Origin of the sequence: Pedobacter steynii, assembly GCF_900103665.1 — a bacterium.
Classification (GTDB): domain Bacteria; phylum Bacteroidota; class Bacteroidia; order Sphingobacteriales; family Sphingobacteriaceae; genus Pedobacter; species Pedobacter steynii.
Genome location: NZ_FNGY01000009.1, coordinates 1 through 24,849, shown reverse-complemented (window position 1 = coordinate 24,849; position 24,849 = coordinate 1). Strand labels below are relative to the sequence as shown.

Genomic DNA, 24,849 nt, shown 5'->3' with positions numbered 1-24,849 from the left:
TTCATGCATACGGTCTAAAGTATTTATTAATCTCTGTTCATCCGAACGATCTTAGGAAAGAACTTTCCATGTACAGCTATCAGGTCTTTCTGGGCATGCATTACCCTGTCGATGTCTTTATAGGCCAATGGATTCTCCTCCACGCTTCCGCCAATTAAGGTCACGCCGGCAGTGGCCAGCATTTTCTTCAAAGCGGAGGCTGTCGTATTGTTCTTCGCTTTTTGCCTGCTCATGGCCCTTCCGGCACCATGCGCTGCAGAATGTAACGAGTTTTCAACCCCTTTACCCATTACGAGATAGGCTGCGGTTGCCATGCTTCCTGGAATAATTCCCAGCTCTCCCTGATGTGCAGGAGTAGCACCTTTTCGATGTACAATGACCTCCTTTCCATCAGCTAACTTGTCTTTCCAGGCGAAATTATGATGGTTTTCCACTTTTGCCAAAGCCTGTAGGCCTAAAGATTTCAACAGACTGGAGTGAATCACATCATGACAAGCCCTGGCATAATCACCTGCAAGGTTCATACTTAACCAATATTCCTGACCGGCCTCTGTATTCATATCCAGCCAGGCCAGACTCTTCGCTTCTTTTGGCAACCTGCAGGTATCCATGGCAATTTTGGTATAATGCATGGCTACATTAGCCCCTAAACTGCGGCTTCCTGAATGCGTAAGTAAGGCCATGTACTTCTTTGCCGGCAAGCCTAGCGTATTGTGCTCATAGAGCTCTATTTCGCCGAATTCAACAAAGTGATTACCGCTGCCAGAGGTGCCTAATTGTCTGAACGCTTTGCCATGAAGTTTCTTCAGCAGTTCTGTTTCTTTAAAAACAGGGCTGTCAAGGATGTCGTGCTGTGGCTGGATGTCTAATGAGCCCTCCATTCCAAAATGAGTGAGTTCTTTTAAAGCCACTTTCATCTGGTGACTATAACGTTTAAAAAAACTATCACCTTCATCTATAATGCTCAGGGCCATTCTGCAGCCAATATCTACGCCAACCGCATAAGGAATAACCGCGTTATCCGTAGCCAGGACACCTCCAATGGGTAACCCGTAACCGCTATGTGCATCTGGCATTAAAGCACCTTGGGTAACAACAGGAAGAGACATCGCCAGTTCCATTTGTTTCTTTGCACCATGCTCGATCTCCTTGCTGCCATAAGTCTTTAGCATTCCGCTTTCCTGTAACAGCTGATAAGATTGGAAATTAACTTCCTTTACCTTATCCATAAATGTTTCGGCAATTTTGCCGAGATGCTCGTCTTCTACATAATTTTCAGGGGTGTTTTTAATATTTATTAATAATTCTATAACCTGGTTTTTAGTATGATGCTTGAAGTTTTTAGAGATCGTATTGATCACTAAACTTCTTGCTTTATCATTTATATAACCTATTTTACTTAGTTCTTTTGTTTTTAAAATGCTCATCGCGTTTAATATTGTTGTTGTTTATCATTGGCGCATTCCTCCAAAAGGGCGGATAATGTGCGGTTTTGCGTTGGAAATCGATAGCGGGGTTTTACTTCTTGCCCCCAGCCATATGAGTACCCTCTTCCGATTAACTTGTTCATTCTGCACTGCAAATAATGGTTTGTGATGTAATTATCCAGCAGTTGAATTTCTTGTTCCAGGAGGCCATCCACCATTTTTACTTCAGTGATGATATGTGGCTTTACTTGTAGTACATAGCGCCAGGGCTCATTAAAGCGGTAAACAAAACATTTCTGTTTTCCATCCTTGCTTGTCTTTTCGTATAAATGAAAATGCACTTTCTCCAGTTCCGTCAGCTTTAAGCTGTGATGGTTCCAGTGCCATTCCGAAAATTCCTGCAAAAACTGTCTTTTAACCTCAGGCCCTTTGCTTCTTTTGCGGGAACCTCTTCTTCTCTTCTTTACCTTGAAGGATTTATCCGGATGGTGTTGCACCGTATTGATCTTTTCTAAAAGTGTAGTGAAAAAGCCGGCTGAAGACGATCTTTTGATGTCCTCCCGGACCACAAAGTGACGTTTCCATCCTTTCTGATAGGGGTTTTCAAGCGGAATCATCGGTAAATCGCGTCTCTTTTGCCAAAGAAGTCTTTCCTTTTTAATGATCTGAATTAATTGCTTATCGAAATCCTTTTTTTGTAATCGTTTCTTCCTTCTTGCAGATTTTAATCTGTACTGCAAGACATCGAACGATTGTTCATAATTGTCCATTGGACTGTACTCAAAAAAATATAATAGTAGTTGAATTGAATCAATTCATCCTCCGATGGGGGATATACCCTTATTGAGCTCGCAGCAGGACCTTGAAAATGTGGCAGACGAAATTGCAATACTGACCCAAATAGCCAGACAGCTGATTACACGATACTAAGAAGTAAATGTGATGACGTCCGCCTGAATCAGGCAGCGTGCGAAAGGGGCGATATGTGGAAATGTTCAGTCATGATTCCTTTGTTTTAAAACGATGAATAATAAGGAATTACTGCAAAGGTATCATTAAATTTAAATGAAAAGCAAATTTTTATAGAAAAACAGATTGAATCACAATTCAATCTGTCTTCTGATGCTTTCTTCGAGTGAGATCAGGGTTTCCGTGCGCTGAATGCCTTCAACAGCCTGGATCTCTTCATTTAGGACATGTCTTAAATGATTGGTATCTCTACAGATGATTTTGGCAAACATACTATAGGAACCAGTGGTATAATGAAGTTCTACTACTTCTTTAATCTTACTCAGTTGCGCTACGGCATCTTTATACTGAATTCCTTTTTCGAGGTAGATCCCTAAGAAGGCGCAGATGTCATAACCTGCTTTTTGCGCATCAATGATCAAATGGGAACCTTTAATAATGCCCATTTCCTGAAGTTTTTTCATTCTTACGTGGATCGTTCCGCCCGAAACGATCAGATCTTTAGCGATTTCTGTATAGGGTTTCGTAGCATCCTGCATCAACTGTTTTAAAATGTCAATATCCAGGTTATCAATTTCTAAATTTTGGCTTTCTTTTTTAAGCATGATTTTGATATTTGTTAACGATATTCAAATATAATTATAAATATGATAAAAATAAAATAATATGATTAAAATATTTGTAACGTATTGGGGTTGTTGTTACATTTGTATCAAGCAAGTAACAAAAAATAGTTCTTTAAAATTTGCTTATACTCTGTAGGGTGGTGAAATTGGCAGACGCACCTCCTTGTCTCGGTGGTGGAGAATATGGAAAACCCGTAAGGGCTAACTACTCCTTGAAGGTTCGACTCCTTCCCCTACAGCAATGAGTTTTTGAGTGATAAGTTTTTCAGCTCTAAGTTAAGGTGCATTTAGAAATAAACAACTTAAAGCTTAAAACTCAGACGTAGTACTTTCACATAATGTTGGGTGGTGAAATTGGCAGACACACCTCCTTGTCTCGGTGGCGGGGATAAATGGATAAACGTAGTTTATGGGTTGACCACAAATTGATTTTTTGAACTATAGCTAACTACCCCTTGAAGGTTCGACTCCTTCCCCAACAGCCAGTTTTTTTATGAATAATAAGTTAGTTAAAAAAGAGTGACCTTGGATGAGGTCACTCTCTTTTTAGCGCCTCTTGTATTAAAAAACAAAATCTTTACAACCTTTCTGCAACCTAAAACAAAAGCCGCTAATCAATAGATTAACGGCTTTCAAATTATAGTTTAATGGTTACTAGTTTGAACTTACAAATGAACTAGAATCCATAACGAAGTCCGATTTGTCCCTGATAAGGACTGCCACTGGCAATAACAGCACCTGTTTTAAGGTTTGGATTATATAGATACTGGTTCTTTACCACATCGAATTTCGTAGCTCCTGAGGTGTATAAACTCTGTACGCCCATGCTCTCATTTACACCCCATTTTTTATTCAGTAAATTGGCCACATTGAAAAGGTCTCCCGATAATTCTATACTGTGGTTCTTGTGAATCCTGAATTTCTTCGTGATCCTCAAATCAAAAATACCATAGAATTTATTGATCCCACCGTTTCTTTCTGCTACTTTCCCTTCATACTTTAAGATATAATCTTTTGTACTCTGACTGATTGCGGGGTTGTCAAGAATAGTCTGCAGACCTGTACGGACATTTTGAGGGACATCAGGATTATTCCTGTCAAATACAAAGGCCAGATCATTCGTTGGAACAAAATCCCCGTTTGTATTGATGCCCGATAATAAGCTGTAACGGGTACCACCGATTCCTGAATAACGAACACCTACGCTAATTCCCGCAAAGGTAGGTAGAGAGCCGTAAAAAACGATCTTATGACGGAATTGGTTGTCCGAATAAGACATTCTGCTCAGGTCTCTTGGATCGTCTACAACCGGTAAAGATAGCGTTGCGGTATTGGCGACATTACCGTTGTAAGAAGTGTTGTCTCTGGCATCATTAAGTGTATAGCTGAAGGAGATCTCTCCGTCTTTTAAATAGCGGTAAGAAGCATCAATTACCATCGCAAATTGATTTACCCTTCCTTTACTGTTTAGTTCCAGTACACGGCCAAGTTTATTGCTGATTCTTCCATTTAACCAGTTTGGAGTTGCATCCGAACCCATTGGCGGGACATAAACACCACGGTTCCCCTCATTGGCCAATCGGAAATAAGGATCTTTCACCATATTTCTGTCTGTATACATGTAATTATGACGACCTAAAGTCATGTATCCGGAGATGCCTACTTTTAACCGCTCTGTGATAAAGTGGCTATAGGAAATATTGGCTTTGTAAACCACCGGTACGCGTGCATCAGGAGCATTGGTGTTGATCGTCAACAGCTTGTTTGCCGGATTGGCCAACAGGTCCATTCCCGGAGCACTGGAAGGATTTGCGCGATAAGCAGGGAAATCTGGAGTAGGCACATTTGCACCCGTTACGTCGATTGAAGCAAGGTGATTTCCGTCAAATACGGCATTGTTAATCGTCATGTAGTTGTTGATGTCTGAACCAAAAATACCGGCTCCCAGACGAATGAAATCTTTATGATTTTCGTTTACATCCCAGTTAAACTGTACACGTGGCTGGATTTGAAAAGTAGATAAAGAATGATCGGTACGCATGCCAAGCTCATCGAAAACCAGTTGGTTAAAAGCGACTGTCGGATAAGAAGTATAATCTCCCCGGATCCCGGCAATCATATCCAGCCCGGGAGCCAGTTTTGCCTGTGCCTGTGCGTATAGTGCAGCACTAAAGATTCCCTGGGTAACACTTGGATCTGCAACGAGTGGAACTTCTCTGGTATAACGGTAAGGCTTTTTATCCTCGAAGTTCTTTAAAGAAGAAGCGCCGTTAGCCTCTGTAAACCAAAAACGGCCATTTAGTTCACTACCGTAAACGGAATGCGCACGGGTGTACATCAGGTCTGCCCCAAAGGTGTATTTTATTTTGTCTGTATTGTAGTAAATGTTATCTACGAGTTGGAAGACATTGTTTGTAAAACCTTCCTGAGCGAAACGATGTCCGCCTAGTTGAACGCTGGTGGTCAACGGGCCGGAAACCACTTTATCTACCACAGCTCTTGGGATATTTGACGAAGGAAGCTGATCTCCCGGACTGCTCAGCTGGTACGTGTAAAGATGCTGTGCTTTCAGCTCATTGGTCAGACGCGGATTGATCGAAGTACGCAAGGTGGCCAGGAAACTGTTGTCCACATTCTTGTCATTGCCATAGGATTCAAATAGCGTAACTTTAACATTGTCCATTAAACCCAATGGATTTCTGTCATTGGTGTAGTTGTCTCTGATGGTTAGTAGGTTTTTCTCATTGATCTGCCAGTCTAAACGTGCAAATCCTGCATCTGAGCCTCTTTTTTTATTGAAAGCACCAAACTGTGGGGTATTCGCAACACCATATACACGGCGTGCAATGTCCACATATTTATCCAGGGTAGGTTGGGTAATACCCCAGTTGTCTTCATCTGCACTTGTTTGAATGTTGACGATATTAAGCGGACGCGAATCTTTCTGGTGATCCCAGGCCACAAAAAAATGCAGTTTGTCTTTGATGATCGGGCCACCTAATGAGAATCCGTATTGGTAAGTAGAGAAATCGGAAGTCCGCTTTTTACCACTGATCTCATTCGGGCTAACCAACCAGTCTGCGCGGCCATAAGTAAAGGCACTTCCGCTTACGGTATTGGTACCTGATTTTGTTACCGCACTGATGGTTCCACCACCACTACGGCCCTGAGTAACATCATATTGATTGGTCACTACTTTAAATTCACGGACTGCCTCTATAGAGATCGAATAAGGTGCTCCGCTTCTGCTGGTTGTTGCGCCTGCGGAAGTAGGGTTCTTTGCAGTCATCCCATCAATGGTGAAATTGGTGGAGGAGCCCAGTTGTCCGGATATATTTCCACCTCTTCCCGCTAAAGGAGAAAGGTCTGATAGAGAGTTGAAATTACGTCCGTTAACCGGAAGTCTGGTGATATCTCTTGCGGAAATCGTGGTTGCAGCGCCAAGAGTCTCTGTTTTATTTTTCATTCCTGAACCCACAATCTCTACTACCGAGAGATTCTCCGCGGCATCTGTCATCAGGATATTCAATTTAACGGCATCACCCTGGTTAAGGGAATAACCGGTTCTTTGTTGTTGTCCAAATCCTACATAAGCAGCGGTGATGGTATAAGGTGATCCTAATGGAAGCTCCTTAAAAGTATAATTACCCTGGTTGTTAGTGGTAGTACTGGTGGTAAAACCGGTTGACTCATTCCTTACTTTAACGGATACGCCGGGAATGGGTTTGTTTTGGTTGTCCGTAATGACTCCGGAGATGGAGGCTAGTGTTGTTTGGGCTGCTAATTCGTTTTTAAATAAAGAACAGCAGAAAAATAACAGGACGGTGCACAGTAGATGTCTCATCATTAAATAAGTTTTTAGGTAAATTTTCCGAGACGAAAGTAAAGCCGGGATGTTAGTAGAAAACTATGCTTGTATTAAGAAATGATACGGAGACAGGCATTTAGCAAAAGTAAAACAGACATTTAGCGAAACAAAACTTTAGCAAAAACAAAACAGGCCATCTTAAAAAAGACAGCCTGTTTGCTCCATCCCGCTATGGGGCAGAAAAGATAAAATGATTAACTATTGCTTCTGTGCATTGTATTTATCACTGAATTTCTTGTCCAGTTGTTTGTGCAGATTGTCCAGATTGATGTCTCTTCCCTGAATAAATGCCTTTTCAACATGATTAGACCTCATGTCTAAAGCATCTCCGGAGGAGATAAAGAAAGTTGCATCCTTCCCTGTTTCTAAGCTGCCTGTAGTCTTGTCTATGCCCAGAACTTTAGCGGTATTCAGGGTAATGGTTTGTAATGCTTTTTCAGGATCAAGGCCCCATGCAGCAACTGTTCCTGCCATAAAAGGAAGGTTTCTTTGCTGCCAGTAGCCATCAATACTGATCACTACATTCAATCCGGCATTTACCAATACTGCGGCATTCTTGTAAGGCATATTCACATCGTCATCTGTCACATTGGGAAGTGCATGAGGCTGTTTTACTACCACAGAAACATTGTTTTGTTTTAGAAAATCAATCGCCAGATAAGCCTCATCTCCACCCACGATTACCGGGGTAATCTGGTATTTCTTTGCAAAATTGACAGCCGCAATAATGTCCTTCTGGCCATCTACATTGATGAACAACTTCTGACCGCCATTAAACAGGTTTTTCATGGCTGCAAGGCGGGCGTTTGTCACTGCTGGTTTAGCGGTTTCCGCATAGGCTTTGGCTTCAGAGAAAAGCTGGTCCAGCTCATTGATGGAGTTTTGTGTTCTTTCTTTTAGCAATTCAGGAGTAAGTGTAGGAGGACGGTTTCCAAAGCCAGGCCTGATCTTTGGCGTTACCGGCCAGCTCATGTGCATGGCGTCATCTTTTTTGATCGCCGCATCTTCCCAGTTCCAGGCATCTAGCTGTACCACTGAGGAGCTTCCCGAAACGGTCCCGCCCTGTGGGGTAACCTGTGCCATCAGCACACCATTACTCCTCAACGTTGCCGGAACCTTAGAATCCGTATTGTAAGCGATGATGGAGCGGATATGAGGGTTCAGGTTGCCGATCTCAGAAAAATCGAGCGATGCTTTTACCGATTCAAACTCCGCCAGACCTAAATTCGTTACAGGAGCAATAAAGCCAGGATAAACATGTTTGCCATTGGCCTGGATCAATTCGCCTTTTGACATATCCAGGCGGACTACCGTTGCATCTCCAATGCCCGTGATCTTGCCTTTATCAAAGATCAGATATCCATTTTCAATAACGGTACCATTGCCCAGGTGTAATTTAGCGCCCAATACATAGGTCAGCTTACTTTGTGCGGGGGCAGGAGAGATGTTGGCCTGTGCAAAACCGGAAACGGCTGTTGCGGCGGTAAGGAACAAGGTTAAAAAATATTTATTCATGAGTATGTGTCCTTTCTGATTCGTTTAGTTCCATAGAATAATCTTCTACTGTTTCGCAATGGTACATGCGAGGGCTTTCTGCAACCGGGCGTTGTGTTTTACCGCCTTTACTTTTGCTGTCCTGCATTTTTTTGATGAGCCTTTCGCGTTCTGTGTTTTGCGCTTTTCTTACCTGTTCATCACGACTGATGTCCCAGTAAGAGATGCCATCTACAAATGTTTGCTCTGCCTTGGCATAAATAGACAATGGGTGTGCCGACCAGATCACCACATCCGCATCTTTACCTGCTTTGATACTGCCTACTTTATTGTCGATGTGCAGCATTTTTGCCGGGTTTAAAGTCACGAATTTCAAGGCATCTTCTTCAGGAACGCCACCGTATAACACGGCTTTTCCTGCTTCCTGGTTTAACCTGCGGGCCATTTCTGCATCATCTGAATTGAAAGCAGTCGTGATCCCAACATTGTGCATAATCTTTCCATTGTAAGGAATGGCTTCTGCAACCTCCATTTTATAAGCCCACCAATCAGAGAAGGTAGAAGCATTGATGCCACGTGCTTTCATTTTATCCGCCACTTTGTAACCTTCCAGAATATGGGTGAAAGTGTTGATCTTAAAGCCAAGACTATCGGCCACATTCATCAGCATATTGATCTCGGACTGCACATAAGAGTGACAGGTGATGAAACGTTTGTTGTCCAGAATTTCTACAATCGCATCCAGTTCCAGATCACGGCGTACGGTGCTTCCTTTAACAGCCATTGCCGCTTTGTATTCTTTTGCACGGGTAAACTGATCTACAAAAGATTGTTCTACTCCCATCCTTGTCACCGGAAAGCGTGCTCCGGAACCAAAATTACTTTGCTTTACGTTTTCACCAAGTGCAAACTTGATAAAACCATCAGAACCGGCAAACTTTAGCTCTTCCGGAAGTTTCCCCCAGCGGAGTTTGATCAGTTGCGCCTGTCCGCCTACAGGGTTTGCAGAGCCGTGAAGGATCTGTGAAGTGGTGACCCCACCTGCAAGCTGACGGTAGATATTAACATCTTCAGAATTGATAATGTCTGCAATCCGTACTTCTGCGGAGGAAGATTGGGCACCTTCATTAATGCCGCCTGTTCCGGCAATATGGGAATGTTCATCGATCAGACCGGGAGTGATGTGTTTTCCCGTCGCGTCAATCACCTTTGCATTGCCTGCACTTAGGTTTTTACCTACCGATTTGATCTTTCCGTTTTCCAGTAAAACATCTGCATTCTGCAAAATGCCCTCTTTTTCATTGGTCCAAACAGTCGCGTTTTTCAACAATACGGTCTCTTGTTTTAAAGGACTGGCATTGCCGAAAGCTGTAAATGGATAAATCAGCGTGCCTGTTGCCAGTTTTTGTACTGGTTCTTCCTTTTTAGCAGGAGCCTTTGATGCCGTATCTTTTTCGTCTTTCTGATAAGTGATAAAGCGTTTTCCCTGTACCCAGTTCTCCAGCACAAGGTTGCTCTTTTTAAATAAGCTGTCGGAAGTAATGATGAAGTTGGCGAGTTTGCCTTTTTCAATCGTACCCACCTTGTCGGAAATCCCGATCATTGCTGCAGGAACCTCTGTAACGGCCAGTAAAGCTTGCTTCTGACTCAATCCATTGTCTATTGCCGAACGGATATTGGTCCAGAAATCAGCTGGTTTATCGAGGCCGTGTGCCGTTAAAGAAAATCGGATCCCTGCTTTTTCCAGCACTCCCGGATTGGCAGGAGCCATTTCCCAGCCTTTCATTTGTGCAAGCGTCACATCTCTTGCATCTGCAGGATCAGCCACATCGTAGGCTTTTATAAAGTTGATGGGAATAATCAGACTGGCCCCGGTACCTTTTACGGCCTCAATTCTCTGGTATTCATCTCCATTTGATTTGATGATATACTGTTTGCCAAACTCTTTCCCAATTTTATCGGCGCGCAGGATATTTTGCCAGCCATCCGCCTCAAAGATCTGAGGTAGATTTTGTTGCTTGTTAAACTCTTCCAGGGAGATGTTGTACTCTTCTTTCTGTTTGCCATACCATTGCGCATCATAATAGGTCTGACGCAGGAGCGCGATGGATCCCATCAATGAGGTCGGGTAGTCATTTTGTGAAGTCCCTTTATTGAAGGAATAATTGGCGGAAGCTTCCGGTTTTAGCATAATGCCATTTTCCCGTTCGTCACTTAAAGTCACCGCCGAAGAGGTGCCCCGGGAGATGCCATCCCTGTTGACCACATTCACACTGCCAAAACCTGCTTTACGCAATTCATCTGCTTTTTTAGCATCGATGGCAAATATGGTGTTGACATGCGTTTCCGGACGAATGGCTTCATTCCAGCCATAAGCCCCTTTTTTGGTAGAGATAAAAATCGACTGGCGTGGTCCGCCTGTTCCCTGGCGACTGCCTTCTGCTACCCCGTAAGCCGTAAAAGCATCCACGAGCGAGGGATAAATGTATTTGCCTTTCAGGTCGATCACCACATAACCCTTCGGTATGGCTGTTCCTGTGCCTACAGATTGGATGGTCTGTCCTTTAATTAGTAAGGTTCCGTTGGAGATGGTCTGGTTGGCATTAACTACAATATTTGCATTGGTGAACGCATACATTCCCTGCCTGATGTCGTAAGAGCCGTTTACAGGATAGGTTTGCTGTGCAAATAAAAAAGTACCAGAAAAGACCAACGCAAGCGAGAGTAGAATTTTCTTCATAAAAATTTAGATTAGTTCCCTAAATCTATCATAAAAAAACAACTACAGGGCTTTATAACATGTTTTTTACTGAAAACAAGGTGCTCAGCTCCATTTAGAATGGTTTTAAATAAACATTACTATTTTCTCTTTTTTATAATCAAGTAATTTATTAGTTAAGTTTGAAAGAAAAACATAGTTATGAATTTCTATCAGATTTTGAGAAGTGCGCATTCAGGATGGCGTTACCTGGTTTTAATTTTATTGGTATTGGCAATCGTTCAGGCATTGACAGGATGGTTGGGTAAAAAGCCATATACAGAAGGAAACAGGAAATTGAATGTTTTTACATTGATCTTTACCCATGTCCAAATTTTATTTGGCTTGATATTATATTTCATGAGCCCTTTAGTCGAAGCGGGAATCAGATACTGGAAAATGGAGCACATTTCAATGATGATTTTTGCAGCCATTTTAATCACTGTTGGAAACGCAAGATCGAAGCGAATTGTTGAGCCAGCAGGCAAACACCGCACTATTGCCCTTTATTTTGGTCTTGGATTAATCATGATTGTTGCTGCAATTATCGCAATGATCAAGGCTGATCCGGCAAGGACGTTCTGGGGAGTATCATAAAATTTCACAATTTAATTTGGTGTTGTAAGATTTATTTATATTTTTGTTGCTCATGATTAACAATATACATACTTGGCAATGGCGCAGTAATTCTGAAAAGAGTTTCGTCGTAGCTTCGTGTACCTTATAGTTTATCAACCTAAACCAAACCACACTTTAACCCGACGTAACCACACGTCGGGTTTTTTGTTGTATAATTTTTTTGAAGAGGAAATGAAACCACCGTAAGCATAGGGCTTACAAAAACTTGATAAAAGACTGCTTCATAGCCGCTAAACCGGATTTAAAAGCACTTGAGGACCTTTGAACGTAAGTAGTGAACACCGAAAATTAAATAGAGACAGATGAAAAATCGAAAGCATACCTGGCCTGGCGCCTGAAAATGAACCAAAAGCTTGCTGAGAAAGAAAGCCTGACAATGAACGAAGAAATGAATATATACTGATTGCTCCTGAAAAAATGGGAAGCAATGCAAATGAAAACCAAGAATTAAGATGAAGAACTATATAATTAATACCACTTACAAGAAGCGCCTTGCCGATACCACTACTCCGGTGAGCATCTATCTGAGGTTAAGAGATGTGTTCCCAAATACCATTTTATTGGAAAGTTCCGACTACCACAGCCGGGAAAACTCTGTCAGCTACGTCTGTGCAGAGCCTGTTGCAGGAATTATGCTCAACAATGGCATCTTGTCTTCCTATTTTCCTGATGGAAAGAAAAGTGAAAAAGAGAATTTTGTGCTGACCGAAGAAATTGATGCCTTCAAGGAGCAGTTTCAGCCGGGAGTAGTAGAAGATACCCGCTATATCTCCAACGGTCTGTTCGGATATTTTACCTGGAATGCCGTCCCTAAATTTGAAGACATTACTTTCAAAGCGGAATGCCCAAAGGACGAAGAAATTCCGGTGATGCAATACCATATTTACCGGTACATCATTGCCATTGATCACTTCAAAAATGAAATAACCCTCTTCAAAAACACCTTTAACGAAGATGAAGACGAGGATCTGACCAAAATGGAATACCTGGTTCAGAATAAAAACTTCCCGGAATATAGTTTTAAAACCACGGGGGAAGAACATTCAAACCTGACAGATCAGGGCTTTATGGATATTGTCGACAAGATGAAAACGCATATCCTGCGGGGTGATGTTTTTCAGATTGTTCCATCCAGAGCATTTAAACAAGGTTTCTTAGGGGACGAATTTAATGTATACCGTTGCCTGCGTTCCATCAACCCTTCTCCATACCTGTTCTATTTCGATTATGGAAGCTTCAAGTTGTTCGGCTCCTCGCCGGAAGCACAGATCACCATCAAAGATAATGTGGCCAATATTTTCCCGATTGCCGGAACCTTCAAAAGAACCGGAAACGACGAAGAAGATGCAGAACTGGCCAGAAAATTAGAGCAGGATCCTAAAGAAAGTGCAGAACATGTCATGCTGGTAGACCTGGCAAGAAATGACCTGAGCAGACATTGCAGTGGGGTAGAAGTAAAGTCCTTCAAAGAAGTACAATACTATTCACACCTCATCCACCTGGTTTCCAAAGTAAGCGGAAATCTTCAAAAGAATACTTCTGCTTTTAAGGTGGTAGCAGATACCTATCCTGCCGGAACATTGAGTGGCGCACCGAAATACAGGGCGATGCAACTGATCGATGAGTACGAAGGATTAGGACGTAACTTCTATGCCGGAGCCATTGGTTACATGGGCTTCGATGATAAATTTAACCATGCCATCATGATCCGGACCTTTATGAGTAAAAACAACCAACTGCATTACAGGGCAGGTGCTGGTATCGTGGCAGATTCCATCCCGGAAAATGAGATGAATGAAGTAAATAATAAAATTGCAGCCCTTCGCCGGGCAATAGAAATGGCTACAGGAATATAACATGACAAATCATACGAACATGCAGAAGAAAGTACTGGTAATCGACAATTACGATTCATTCACCTATAATTTAGTGCATTTAATCAATGAACTGGGTAGAGATGTGGAAGTATGGCGTAACGATAAGTTCGACTTAGCAGATGTAGATCAATACGATCAGATCATCCTTTCTCCGGGCCCCGGAATTCCGGAAGAAGCGGGATTACTATTGGAAGTGATCAAAAAATATGCGCCCACTAAAAGTATCTTTGGTGTTTGTTTAGGGCAACAGGCAATTGCAGAAGCATTTGGTGGAACTTTACTAAATTTAGGTCGCCCGATGCATGGAATTGCAACACCCATTACAGTTCTGGATAAAGAAGAAGTGATGTTTAAAGATTGCCCGGAAACGATTAATGTAGGACGTTACCATTCCTGGGTAGTCAGCAATGAAGGATTACCGGAATGCCTTACCGTAACTGCAATTGATAAAGACAACGAAATTATGGCCCTCAGACACAACGAGTTCAATGTCAGAGGTGTTCAGTTTCACCCGGAAAGCGTCCTTACGGAACATGGTAAACAAATGATGAAAAACTGGTTAGAACATTAATTATGAATATTTTAGATAAAATCGTACTGCGCAAAAGAGAAGAAGTGGACTTCGCTAAAGCGAATGTTTCTATCAAACAATTGGAAGCAGCATTACATTTCAACCGCGTTCCTTACTCCTTTGAAGACTTTTTACTGGACGATCAGCGTACCGGGATCATCGCCGAATTTAAACGACGTTCTCCTTCAAAAGGCATCATTAATGACAAAGTGACTGTCGAAGAGGTAACTACGGCATATGCAGCTGCAGGTGCTTCTGCTTTATCGGTGCTAACGGATGTGGATTTTTTCGGCGGACATACCAATGACCTGCTGGCCGCAAGAGCAGCCAATCAGATTCCGATCTTAAGAAAAGATTTCATGATCGATGAATACCAGATCCTGGAAGCCAAAGCATTAGGTGCAGATATCATCTTGCTCATCGCAGCAATCCTGACTCCTGATGAGATCGAAGACCTGGCAGTGTTTGCTAAAAGTCTTGGTTTAAACGTGTTATTGGAGGTTCATAACCTCGAAGAATTGCAAAGAAGTGTTATTCCTGAACTGGATGCCATTGGGGTGAACAACCGCAACCTTGCCGATTTCTCTGTGAACATTCAAACCTCTTTTGACCTGGTAGATGAGATTCCGGACGACTTCCTGAAGATCTCCGAAAGTGCCATCAGCAATCCTCAGACCATTAATGAGCTGCGTGCTGCAGGATTTGATGGTTTCCTGATCGGGGAGAACTTTATGAAAACCGAAAACCCGGGCGCATCCATGACCGACTTTGTCAGTCAGCTGATCTCGGTATAACTTTTGTATCTTTGTACTTTACATGGGAAAACAGAAATATTATGATACCGCGCTTAAACCCGAACGTGCTGTTCTGGTTGGCGTAATTAGACCAGGAGAAACCCAGGAAGAAACCAAAGAGTTTTTGGATGAACTGGCATTCCTGGTAGATACTGCCGGTGGTGTGGTAGACCGTTCGTTTACGCAGAAAATGCTGAAACCAGACCGTGCTACCTTCGTAGGTACAGGGAAATTAGAAGAAATAGCGGCTTACGTAAAGTCGGAAGAGATAGATATGGTTGTTTTTGATGATGAATTGTCACCATCACAACTTAGAAATGTGGAACGCGAACTTCAGGTAAAAGTCCTGGACAGGAGCAACCTGATCCTTGATATTTTCGCCGGAAGGGCACAAACTGCACAGGCGAAAACGCAGGTGGAGCTGGCTCAGCTACAATACCTGCTGCCGCGGTTAACCCGTTTATGGACCCACCTGGAGCGCCAAAAAGGTGGTATCGGGATGAGAGGTCCGGGGGAAACTCAGATTGAGAGTGACAGAAGGATGATTCTCGAAAAAATCTCTTTGCTGAAGAGCCGCCTGAAACTGATCGATAAGCAGAACGAGACACAACGTAAAAACCGGGCGGAACTGATCCGCGTGGCTTTGGTGGGCTATACCAACGTAGGTAAGTCGACGATCATGAACATGCTGTCGAAATCTGAAGTGTTTGCAGAGAATAAACTTTTCGCAACATTAGATACGACAGTACGCAAAGTCGTAATCGAAAATCTGCCTTTTCTTTTATCAGATACCGTAGGGTTTATTAGAAAACTACCTCACCACCTGGTAGAATGCTTTAAATCTACCCTTGATGAAGTACGTGAAGCAGATATCCTGCTCCATGTTGTAGACGTTTCACATGCCAATTTTGAAGATCAGATCAATGTGGTCAATGAAACGTTGAAAGAGCTTGGCGCCAGAGATAAGCCTATCGTAATGGTGTTCAATAAGATCGATGCATATGTGAGCCCGGAAGTAGATTCAGAAGATGAAGAAAAGACCACGCTTACACTTGAAGAGTTTCAACGCAGCTGGATGGCCAATGAGAATGCGCCTGCCTTATTCATCTCTGCGATACACAAAGAGAATTTAGAAGAATTTAAGCAATTATTGTACGATAAAGTTGTCGCTTTACATACCGAGCGCTATCCTTATGATAAGCTGTTATATTAATATTTAAGATTGGAATAATTATGGAAAGTAAACGTCAGCAGAAATTTGCCGGAGTCCTGCAAGAGGAATTAGCAGCTATATTTCAACGTGAAGGAGCAGCATATTTACCAAATACCCTTGTCACCATTACCAAAGTCCGTGTTTCTCCGGATTTGGCAGTAGCAAAGGTTTATTTAAGCTTTTTAAACACCAACAATACCACTTTATCTGTGGCAGAAGTAAATTCTCATTCCAGTGAGATCAGGTATAAACTAGGTGCAAGAATCCGCCATCAGGCAAGGGTAGTACCTACCTTAACCTTCTTCCTTGATGATACCAATGAATATGTAGAACACATGGATAAGTTGTTCGACAAAATTTCTAAGGAACGCAAAGAGACAGACGAAGAAGCGGAATAATCTTTTTATACAATGCAGGTAGCAGGACAAAGGGAAACACAGTTAAATCTGGAAGGCGTAGCAATTGGAAAAGTGGTAGACTTTGATCCGGAATCGGATCAGCTCTATACCTTTGATCTGACCGCGAATAACACCGCCATCACCCCGGAAATCCTGGAAGATACCACTACTTTTAGCACCTGGGTAGCAGATGAGCTTAATGCTCATCATGCCCGCTATGGGATAGGTGGTTATGATGAACACCGGACAATCTATGCCCGGAGTCATCATTTTGATACTGCCGAAGAACCACGTCGTTTACACCTCGGGATCGACATCTGGGGTCCTGCAGGAACGCCGGTGTACAATTTTCATGATGCGGTAGTTCATAGTTTTAAATTCAATGACCAGTATGGGGACTATGGGGCAACTATTATCCTGAAATATAACCTCAACGGACAGATTTTCCATGCTTTATATGGACACCTGAGCCTGGATTCCCTGACCGGACTGGAGGAAGGCCAGCACATCCCAATGGGCAAAGCTTTCGCCCGTTTTGGCATTCCGGAAGAGAACGGTTTCTGGCCGCCACACCTGCATTTTCAACTGATTTTTAATATCTATGCCTTTAAAGGCGATTATCCCGGAGTATGTCAGTACTCGAAAAAAGCAGCCTTTCTGGGCAATTCCCCTGATCCTGCCCCAATATTAAAACATACTTTTAAATCCGCATTGATTTAAAAATGCGTAAATTAGTGCATGGGCAGATTTCTTTTAGCACTATTTCTTCTCGCCGGATTTACCGTACAGGCACAGCCTCAGTTAAAAGGAGGGTTGGAGGCATTTGTTGCGTCTAATAAGGTGTATCCTCCATACTCCCTGCAGAATTGCATTGAGGGGGTCGTAAACATCGGATTTAAGCTCAATAAAAAAGGAGAGGTTTACTATTCTGTGGTCCGTAAAGGGATCGGAACGGACCTGGACGATGAGGCATTGAGGCTGATCCGTCTGAGCAGTGGCAAATGGAATGTTCCTGCAGGGCACGATTCTACGCTGGTCCTGATTGCACCGATGGTTTTTAACCTCTCCGGTTATGGTTGCGACCTTAAAAGTAAGGAAGATATTCAGCTTGCCATTGCCAATTATAAATCCAGTGAAGGGATGACGAATGCCGTCCTGAATTTCTATAAAAACAAAGATTCCGTTAAATACAAACCGGAAGAAGAGGCGAGAATCTTGCGCTTAAAAGCCGAACTGGGTTACGATGAGGCCTATTTAAAAGAGCGAATCAATGATGGTAAACGCAAGCTGAAACAGAAAGACCTGCAAGGTGCCTGTGAAGACTTCCTGTTTGTAAAGAACATGGGCTCAAGCCTGGCAGATGAGCTGATCGCTCAATACTGTCGCTAAATAATTACGGTGATTGCGGCAGGAAGAATACTGGCTTCTACACGGTTTACCTTTCCCATATATTCTCCGTCTACCTGGAAATGAACCTTGCGCTTTGTTTTGATCTTTAAATCCCGGGTAGAAAAGGTCTCAATTTTCTCCGGATTAAAAGGCAGATCTGTAAATCTGATTTTTAAGATTTCCATTACCGAGTATTCTTTCACCAGAATCACCTCAAAAAGGTCGTCAGTCAGGTTCCCATCAGGATTAATCTTTACACCTGTACCATACATCGTTGCATTGGCGATCACCACCATTGCAGCCTGGGTGCGAATGGTTTTATCCTTGATTTTGATCTCTACGTCCATTTTACTGTGATTCCAAAGGGCTTTCCAGGCTGCTTTAGTATAACCCCACATGCCCCGTTGGGGGAGGTCATCGAACTTCTTGACAATATAAGCGTTAAAACCAATGTCGGCGAGGTGGATGCAAAGCTCTCCATTTACTTTTACCGCATGGATCTTTTTTGGCTGGCCATTGACCACAAGTTCCAGGGCTGCATCTACTTCCAATGGGATGCCGAGTTCTTTGGCCATCCCGTTGGCAGATCCTGCAGGAATAATGCCAATAGGGGTATCTGTCCCTTCCAGGCATTCCGCTACCAGTTTTAAGGTTCCGTCTCCTCCTACAGCCACCACCCGATCGGCCTTTGCTTGTATGATGACCGACCTTAATTTAGCTAAGCTGCAGCCTTTAAACAGCTCATAAATCTCAAAGTCTGTATTTTTTGATTCAAAATAAGTACGTATTGCTTCGGCAAAATCTATTTCGTTATTTCCAGAACCCGGATTTACTATAAATAGTAATTTCGGGCTTTCACTGCGCTTTCCCATGTATAATCTTTAATATCACAAACAACTTTCCCCTAACTCTGTTTTAAAGAACAATGAATAAATCCACCAGTGTTAAGGTATATCATGGTTATGGGCATACGCACAATCTGGTGCTTTACGGACATGTATTTGATTTTAAGGCAAAGACCAGGCAGGTTTATAGCGACAATCTATTCGTCAACATCGTCCATCTGTTAAGGTTGTTTCGTGTCAGGCCGGCACCCTATGTTAGCGTCCGGCTGAACTTTAAGGGACAGGTTGTTCATCAAAAAACAGCATATGATGGTTTTTTTAAATTTGAATGGGAAGCAATAGAAAATGTTCCTGCCGGATGGCACGGGGTAAGGGTTGAGGCTTTAGGAGAAGATAATGCCGTACTTGCAGTGGCAGAAGGAAAGGTCTATGTGCCTCACATTACCCAGTATGCCTTCATCTCAGACATCGACGATACCGTGATGATCTCTCATTCTGCAAGGATCGGAAGAAGGCTCAGAGAGCTCTTCATTAAGAATCCAAGAACAAGGAAAACTTTTCTCGATACAAAAAAACATTATGGCTTACTTGCCTTATCGCATACCGATACGGAACAGCCCAATCCTTTTTTCTATGTTTCCAGTAGTGAATGGAATCTGTACGATTACCTGGTAGAAACCTTCCGTTTTAATGGTTTGCCCGAAGGCGCATTCCTGCTCAACCAGATTAAAAGCTGGACTGGTCTGCTGAAGACGGGTAAAACCGGACATGAAGGAAAACTGCTGCGGGTAAGGAGGATTCTGGATGTCTTTCCGAATCAGAAATTTGTCTTTTTCGGAGATAATTCTCAGAAAGATCCCTTCATCTATGCCACAATTGCGGAAAAATACCCTCAGAATATCGAAGCCGTTTATATCAGAAATATCCGTAAATCAAAGACGGCGGCCACCTTGGAAATCCTGGCTAAAATTGAGGCCAAAGGAATCAAAACCTGCCTGTTTAACCATAGCAAGGAAGCTATTGCGCATTCAAAGAAGATCGGATTGATTGGTTTTTAACTGATCGATTTCCCGAAAGGCGTAAAGGCCAGGTTCATCAGCTTAAAATGCTGTCTGCCAAAAGGGATTCCAATAATGGTAATACAGAAAAGAAGGCCAAGGAAAAAATGGGTTAATGCAATCCAGAACCCACCGAAAACAATCCAGATGATGTTCATGATCGTAGAAAGGCATCCGGTATTGGAGGAAGTATCTGTAATTTTTACACCAAATGGCGCGAGGCCAACAATGGCAAATTTAAAACATTGCAGCCCAAAAGGGATGCCGATGATCGTTAAGCATAAAATCAGACCTCCGATTATATATTCGAAAAAGATGAATATACCCCCAAAAACGATCCAGATAATGTTGCCTATTAAATTCATATTGTATTTTTAATTAAGATGACCTAAAGAAGGATTAGTTACATTAAAGGTATTGTTTTATTATTGCATATGGTTTTTAGACTAGACGAAAAGGAGATCAGTTTTCCTGATCCGGCATTGGCTGAGGAAGATGGATTATTGGCTGTAGGGGGTGATTTAAGTATCAATAGGTTGCTTTTGGCCTACCATCACGGCATCTTTCCCTGGTTTAGTGAAGACGATCCTATTTGTTGGTATTCTCCTCATGAACGCTGTGTGATCTATCCTGATCAGATAAAAATCAGCAAGAGTATGGCAAAGGTTTTAAAAGACCAGGTTTTTGAAGTCACCTGTAATCAGGCCTTTCCGGAGGTCATCCGAAATTGTGCAATGGTGGGCAGGAAAGATCAGCCCGGAACCTGGATCACTTCAGAAATGCAGGAAGCCTATATCGCCTTACATGAATATGGTTACGCCAAGAGCGTAGAAGTCTGGAAGGATGGCGTATTGTGTGGCGGACTATATGGTGTTCAGGTTGATGAAGTCTTTTGCGGGGAAAGCATGTTCAGCCTGGTCAGCAATGCTTCGAAAACAGCATTGATCTGGCTTTGCCAGACCAATGAATTTAAGTTGATCGACTGTCAGCTGCCCAATGATCATTTGATGAGCCTGGGCGCAGTGATGATCAGTCGTGATGAATATTATACCATGCTGACCACCTAATTCAGGATCTCCCGGATATCTTCCTTGCTGAGCGACTTAAAGAAGCTTTCCTCTGTTGTAATCAACGAGCTGGCCAGTCTTTTCTTGCGGTTCTGTAAGGCCAGTATTTTCTCTTCTACAGTATCTTTTGCAATGAATTTATAGATGAAAACTTTCTTTTCCTGTCCGATTCTATGGGTCCGGTCAATAGCTTGCTGTTCTACTGCAGGATTCCACCATGGATCAAGTATAAATACATAGTCGGCCTGAGTCAGGTTCAACCCAACACCACCTGCTTTAATGGAAATCAGGAAGACTTTCAGTTCGGTATTTTCCTGAAATTCTGCTACAATCTCGCCCCGGTTCTTTGTCGCCCCGTCTAAGTAAGAGAAAGGAATGGACTCCTGTTCAAAATACTGCTTAAAGATGTTCAGGTGTTTCACAAACTGAGAGAATATCAGCACCTTATGCCCGCCTTTTAATACATTATCGAGGGTATGGATCACGTTTTCAAACTTTCCGGAATCAGAAGTATAATGTTCATCGATCATCACCGGATGATTGGCGAGTTGTCTCAATGCCGTTAATCCCTGTAAAAGCTGGACTTGTTTTTTTGCATAGGTTCCATCATCCATACTGCTCAACAGGTCATTCCTGTAGGCCGATTTTGTTTTTTCGTAATAGGCGGCCTGATCTTCACTCATGTCGCAGTAAAAGACCTGTTCTGTTTTTGCAGGGAGTTCTGAAGCCACCTGCTCCTTGGTTCTCCGTAATACAAAAGGCTTGATGATGGCCTGCAGCTTACGCGCTTTTTCTTCATCTTTCCGTTTCTCTATGGCCTGTACATATTCTTCGTTAAAAAAGGCCTGTGTGCCCAGTAGTCCCGGATTTAAGAAGGTGAGCTGTGTCCATAGATCGCTTACTGAATTTTCTACAGGCGTACCGCTCAATACGAGCTTATGTCTGGATTTAAGCACCCTTACTGCCTTAAATGATTTGGAAGAAGGGTTTTTAATATTCTGGCTCTCATCCAGAATGATGTAATTGAAATAGTAATCTTTAAGCAGGTCAATATCTACTCTGGTAATGCCATAAGTGGTAATGATGATGTCGTATTTCGCAAACTGACTGATGTCTTTATTTCTTGAGCTTCCGGTATGCGCATGGATCTTCAGTTTTGGGGTAAATTTCCTGGCCTCATTTAACCAGTTATAGATTAAGGAGGTTGGCATTACAATCAGGGAAGTGCTTTTTGTGGCGTTTTGCTCATCCTCTTCCTTGATTTTCTGAAGCATGGCCAGGGTTTGAATGGTTTTACCCAAACCCATGTCGTCCGCCAGACATCCGCCAAAGTTGTACTCTCTGAGAAAGCTGAACCAATTGTAACCTGCTTTCTGGTAGCTGCGCAGGTCTCCTTTGAAGTGTACTGGCATTTGGGTATCGGCAATGTTCTCAAAATCATTGAGCCTTTCCAGCTTACGACTTAAAGTTACATTGGCAATGCCGTCTTCTGCAAGCTCATTGATCAGTCCGATATGGTGTTTCTTTAACTTTAAAGCCTTCCCGCCATCGGAGAGGCTAAATAAACTGCCGTATTGGGTAAACCATTTTTCAGGAATAATGGCAATAGAACCATCAGGTAAGGTAAATTCTCTCCTTTTATGGAGGATATGTTGTTTTAGGGCGATAAAAGGAATGGGGTGTGACCCAAAATAAACGATGGCGTTGATGTCAAACCAATCGTTGTCTTCTTTGATTTCAAAATCTATTTTATTGCTGGCAAAAAGGAATTTTTTAGTGCCCTGATGCTGCTCAATCTCAAAACCATTCTCTTTTAATTGCTCAATATGCTCATTAACCCAATTGATGATGGCATAAGACTGATCTTCATCCCGCACTGGCGGAATTTCCAGATTATGGAATATCGGACTAACCTTCTTTAAGCCAAGACTGGTTAATACATTAAACTTTTGTTTCTCCCATGCGGTATCTCTTTTGATTCGGGTGAAGATGTAATTGTCCTCTTCCTTCTCTAAATGGACCGTAATCTTTTTTTCAGTCCCCATAGCAAAAGCATGGGTGTCATATTTGAAATACAATTGGAGTTGTGAAACACCCGAATCCACATAAATTACCTTGATCACCGGGCTGGGGTCATGTTTTTCTGTCTTAATCTCAAAACCTTCTGCGTATACATGGTATTTTTCGATCAGTGGAGCGACAAATTTTTCAAAATAAGCACCTTCAGTTGCTTTAGGAATGGTGATGTATCGCTTATTCAGGAAAGGCATTAACTTTTTACCTTCGATATCCTGTTCAAAGAAATAGAGCATGTCATTTAACAGGAGCCATGCCGGCTGGTTGCTCACCACCTGGGCTTCCTTAAACATGAAGTCTATTCGCATTCCCTGATATTTTATCGTTGGAAAGTATCGGGTTTCCATGGCATTTCGCCTGAAGTGAAATAAAACAGTCGCCGGTTCTGCAGCAATTTCAATTTTGCGCTCCGCAGGCCAGCCATCGCTATCCATCAGGTAAAGCGCTCCATCAACTTTGATCAGCTCTAATACCTCAGAAAGTTTCTTCTCAATTTTCGGACGTACACTTTCGTAAAACTTCTCATTGAAAAACTTACTAAAGAACTCTACAGGGCGGATGGGCTTTTTATGGAACTTCTTAATGATGAAATCCTGTTCGGTTTCATCGAGGATCTTAATAAGCTTCAGGTCTTTTTCGGTCAGATGCCTCGCGAATTCAGTTGCAGTATGTGAAAATATCCGCTGGTAGGTCAATGAAAAATCACCCTGTGGGTTCAATTGAACGATATGGGGTTCTATCAAATAGCCGAAAAACTCATGCTTACATAAAGAGTATACAATTTTGCAGGGTTTAGAACTATCTACTCGTAACATTAGCTAAAGGTTAAAACAAAGGGAGGGTAAGCATTTAAAAATCTTTAAACATACAGCAAATTGAACTTCTTTCAAATAAAATAGCAGAATTAACCGATTTTTTTTCTGCCCGTTCGTCGAAAAAAAACACCGTTTGGTCGGGTATTCAAACATTGTGGTCTAAAACGCTGAAAATGAGTGAAACGTTTCTGAAATGGACACGTCTTATCTACAAAACCTTAAGAAATCATTTAAAAACAAAATATTATGAAAACCTCATTCAAATCATTACTCGCACTAACATTAACAGCCATTGTTTTATCTACTTCTGCATTTACCAGCCTTGCTGTTGCAGCAGATAAGAATCCTTCAGGAATGTTGGCCCCGCTAACCGCATTTAACAAAATTGTAGTTACCGGAAATGTAAAACTGACGCTGGTTCAAAAATCAAAACAAGACATTACTGTAGACAGTGAATTTGATCAAAACAAGACTTCTTTTAAACAAAAAGGGTATACCTTATTTATCAACTCTACCGCCTCAGAAACATTGTATGTAACTGTTTTTGTGACTGACTTACAAAGAATCGATGCTTCTCAAGGTGCGAGAGTAGCCACCGTAGGGAACTTTAACCTGGAAGTATTGCAGGTGTTCTTACAGGATAATGCTACTGCAAGTGTAAAAGGTACCATCAATAGCTTGTATACGGTGACCAAAGACAATTCAGATTTGAAATTGGCGGGTACTGCAAATCAACATATCATTGTTAAAAATAGAAACTCAATCCTGGATACAGAGAAATTTGCTGCTCTGAAAACAGAAATGACCTCTTTAGAGGCTGGAATTGCTGCAAACACGAAAACGGTGTTGGTGAAATAGAAAAGAAAGAATTGGTGTGACCCCAAAAAGTTGGACAGATTCAAAATTAAGTTTTTTGTACGAGAGCTCGGTATTCCACCGGGCTCTTTCCATTTAACCTGTTTTTT

The 24,849-nt window shown here is 42.3% G+C and carries 20 protein-coding genes and 2 tRNA genes; 13 read left to right on the top strand and 9 right to left on the bottom strand.

Annotated features, from left to right (window positions below; all coding sequences use genetic code 11):
• Window positions 1-26 precede the first annotated feature (26 nt).
• The 3 genes from BLQ87_RS22955 to BLQ87_RS22945 all read right to left on the bottom strand — a co-directional run bounded on the left by BLQ87_RS22955 (window position 27) and on the right by BLQ87_RS22945 (window position 3,001).
• The gene (locus BLQ87_RS22955) at window positions 27-1,427 is read right to left on the bottom strand and encodes an RtcB family protein (RefSeq protein WP_074611273.1); all 1,401 of its coding nucleotides are present in this window, start codon (window positions 1,425-1,427) and stop codon (window positions 27-29) included.
• A 5-nt stretch (window positions 1,428-1,432) separates the two neighbouring features.
• Entirely contained in the window at window positions 1,433-2,197 is a 765-nt protein-coding gene (locus BLQ87_RS22950) for a hypothetical protein (protein WP_074611272.1), read from the bottom strand.
• Between the two features lie 330 nt (window positions 2,198-2,527).
• Window positions 2,528-3,001, bottom strand: coding sequence for an Lrp/AsnC ligand binding domain-containing protein (locus BLQ87_RS22945; RefSeq protein WP_073236821.1), 474 nt, complete (start codon window positions 2,999-3,001; stop codon window positions 2,528-2,530).
• A 152-nt stretch (window positions 3,002-3,153) separates the two neighbouring features.
• Between BLQ87_RS22945 and BLQ87_RS33875 the strand changes: the two genes are divergently transcribed.
• Window positions 3,154-3,261, top strand: a tRNA-Asp gene (locus tag BLQ87_RS33875).
• Between the two features lie 100 nt (window positions 3,262-3,361).
• Window positions 3,362-3,507, top strand: a tRNA-Asp gene (locus BLQ87_RS33870).
• A 191-nt stretch (window positions 3,508-3,698) separates the two neighbouring features.
• Here BLQ87_RS33870 and BLQ87_RS22940 read toward each other — a convergent pair.
• From BLQ87_RS22940 to BLQ87_RS22930, 3 genes are all read right to left on the bottom strand, one after another.
• Window positions 3,699-6,869 (bottom strand): TonB-dependent receptor, encoded by a 3,171-nt coding sequence (locus BLQ87_RS22940; RefSeq protein WP_172664947.1) that lies wholly within the window; start codon window positions 6,867-6,869, stop codon window positions 3,699-3,701.
• 219 nt (window positions 6,870-7,088) lie between these two features.
• On the bottom strand, window positions 7,089-8,405 hold the full coding sequence (locus BLQ87_RS22935; RefSeq protein ID WP_074611270.1) for an amidohydrolase family protein: 1,317 nt from the start codon (window positions 8,403-8,405) through the stop codon (window positions 7,089-7,091).
• Window positions 8,398-11,124 (bottom strand): amidohydrolase family protein, encoded by a 2,727-nt coding sequence (locus BLQ87_RS22930; protein WP_074611269.1) that lies wholly within the window; start codon window positions 11,122-11,124, stop codon window positions 8,398-8,400. Before BLQ87_RS22930 ends, BLQ87_RS22935 begins: the two co-directional genes overlap by 8 nt.
• Window positions 11,125-11,304: 180 nt before the next feature.
• Here BLQ87_RS22930 and BLQ87_RS22925 point away from each other — a divergent pair, with 180 nt between their 5' ends.
• The 8 genes from BLQ87_RS22925 to BLQ87_RS22890 all read left to right on the top strand — a co-directional run bounded on the left by BLQ87_RS22925 (window position 11,305) and on the right by BLQ87_RS22890 (window position 18,023).
• Window positions 11,305-11,739, top strand: a complete 435-nt coding sequence (locus BLQ87_RS22925) for a cytochrome B (RefSeq protein ID WP_074611268.1) — start codon at window positions 11,305-11,307, stop codon at window positions 11,737-11,739.
• A gap of 494 nt (window positions 11,740-12,233) precedes the next feature.
• A complete protein-coding gene (locus BLQ87_RS22920) occupies window positions 12,234-13,637 on the top strand; it encodes an anthranilate synthase component I family protein (RefSeq protein ID WP_074611267.1) in 1,404 nt (467 codons plus the stop codon).
• A gap of 19 nt (window positions 13,638-13,656) precedes the next feature.
• Window positions 13,657-14,229: an anthranilate synthase component II gene (locus BLQ87_RS22915; RefSeq protein ID WP_074611528.1), complete on the top strand. Its 573-nt coding sequence runs from the start codon at window positions 13,657-13,659 to the stop codon at window positions 14,227-14,229.
• A gap of 2 nt (window positions 14,230-14,231) precedes the next feature.
• Window positions 14,232-15,023, top strand: a complete 792-nt coding sequence (trpC, locus tag BLQ87_RS22910) for an indole-3-glycerol phosphate synthase TrpC (protein ID WP_074611266.1) — start codon at window positions 14,232-14,234, stop codon at window positions 15,021-15,023.
• A 22-nt stretch (window positions 15,024-15,045) separates the two neighbouring features.
• On the top strand, window positions 15,046-16,236 hold the full coding sequence (gene hflX / locus BLQ87_RS22905) for a GTPase HflX (RefSeq protein WP_074611265.1): 1,191 nt from the start codon (window positions 15,046-15,048) through the stop codon (window positions 16,234-16,236).
• Between the two features lie 20 nt (window positions 16,237-16,256).
• Window positions 16,257-16,634, top strand: a complete 378-nt coding sequence (gene rbfA, locus BLQ87_RS22900; protein ID WP_073236796.1) for a 30S ribosome-binding factor RbfA — start codon at window positions 16,257-16,259, stop codon at window positions 16,632-16,634.
• 12 nt (window positions 16,635-16,646) lie between these two features.
• Entirely contained in the window at window positions 16,647-17,354 is a 708-nt protein-coding gene (locus BLQ87_RS22895; RefSeq protein WP_074611264.1) for a peptidoglycan DD-metalloendopeptidase family protein, read from the top strand.
• Between the two features lie 18 nt (window positions 17,355-17,372).
• Window positions 17,373-18,023, top strand: a complete 651-nt coding sequence (locus BLQ87_RS22890; protein WP_074611263.1) for an energy transducer TonB — start codon at window positions 17,373-17,375, stop codon at window positions 18,021-18,023.
• On the opposite strand, the gene BLQ87_RS22885 is transcribed toward BLQ87_RS22890, so the two are convergent.
• Entirely contained in the window at window positions 18,020-18,895 is an 876-nt protein-coding gene (locus BLQ87_RS22885) for a diacylglycerol/lipid kinase family protein (protein ID WP_074611262.1), read from the bottom strand. The two genes, BLQ87_RS22890 and BLQ87_RS22885, sit on opposite strands and share 4 nt — an antisense overlap.
• 53 nt (window positions 18,896-18,948) lie before the next feature.
• On the opposite strand from BLQ87_RS22885, the gene BLQ87_RS22880 reads away from it, so the two are divergent.
• Entirely contained in the window at window positions 18,949-19,926 is a 978-nt protein-coding gene (locus BLQ87_RS22880; protein WP_074611261.1) for an App1 family protein, read from the top strand.
• Here the strand turns inward: BLQ87_RS22880 and BLQ87_RS22875 are convergent.
• Complete coding sequence (locus BLQ87_RS22875; protein WP_074611260.1) at window positions 19,923-20,291, bottom strand: YccF domain-containing protein; 369 nt, start codon at window positions 20,289-20,291, stop codon at window positions 19,923-19,925. The two genes, BLQ87_RS22880 and BLQ87_RS22875, sit on opposite strands and share 4 nt — an antisense overlap.
• Window positions 20,292-20,360: 69 nt before the next feature.
• On the opposite strand from BLQ87_RS22875, the gene aat reads away from it, so the two are divergent.
• The gene (aat, locus tag BLQ87_RS22870; protein WP_074611259.1) at window positions 20,361-20,993 is read left to right on the top strand and encodes a leucyl/phenylalanyl-tRNA--protein transferase; all 633 of its coding nucleotides are present in this window, start codon (window positions 20,361-20,363) and stop codon (window positions 20,991-20,993) included.
• Here aat and BLQ87_RS22865 read toward each other — a convergent pair.
• Window positions 20,990-23,884 (bottom strand): DEAD/DEAH box helicase, encoded by a 2,895-nt coding sequence (locus BLQ87_RS22865; protein ID WP_074611258.1) that lies wholly within the window; start codon window positions 23,882-23,884, stop codon window positions 20,990-20,992. The genes aat and BLQ87_RS22865 overlap by 4 nt on opposite strands.
• Before the next feature lie 246 nt (window positions 23,885-24,130).
• Between BLQ87_RS22865 and BLQ87_RS22860 the strand changes: the two genes are divergently transcribed.
• Entirely contained in the window at window positions 24,131-24,742 is a 612-nt protein-coding gene (locus BLQ87_RS22860) for a GIN domain-containing protein (protein ID WP_074611257.1), read from the top strand.
• The last annotated feature ends 107 nt before the right edge of the window (window positions 24,743-24,849 follow it).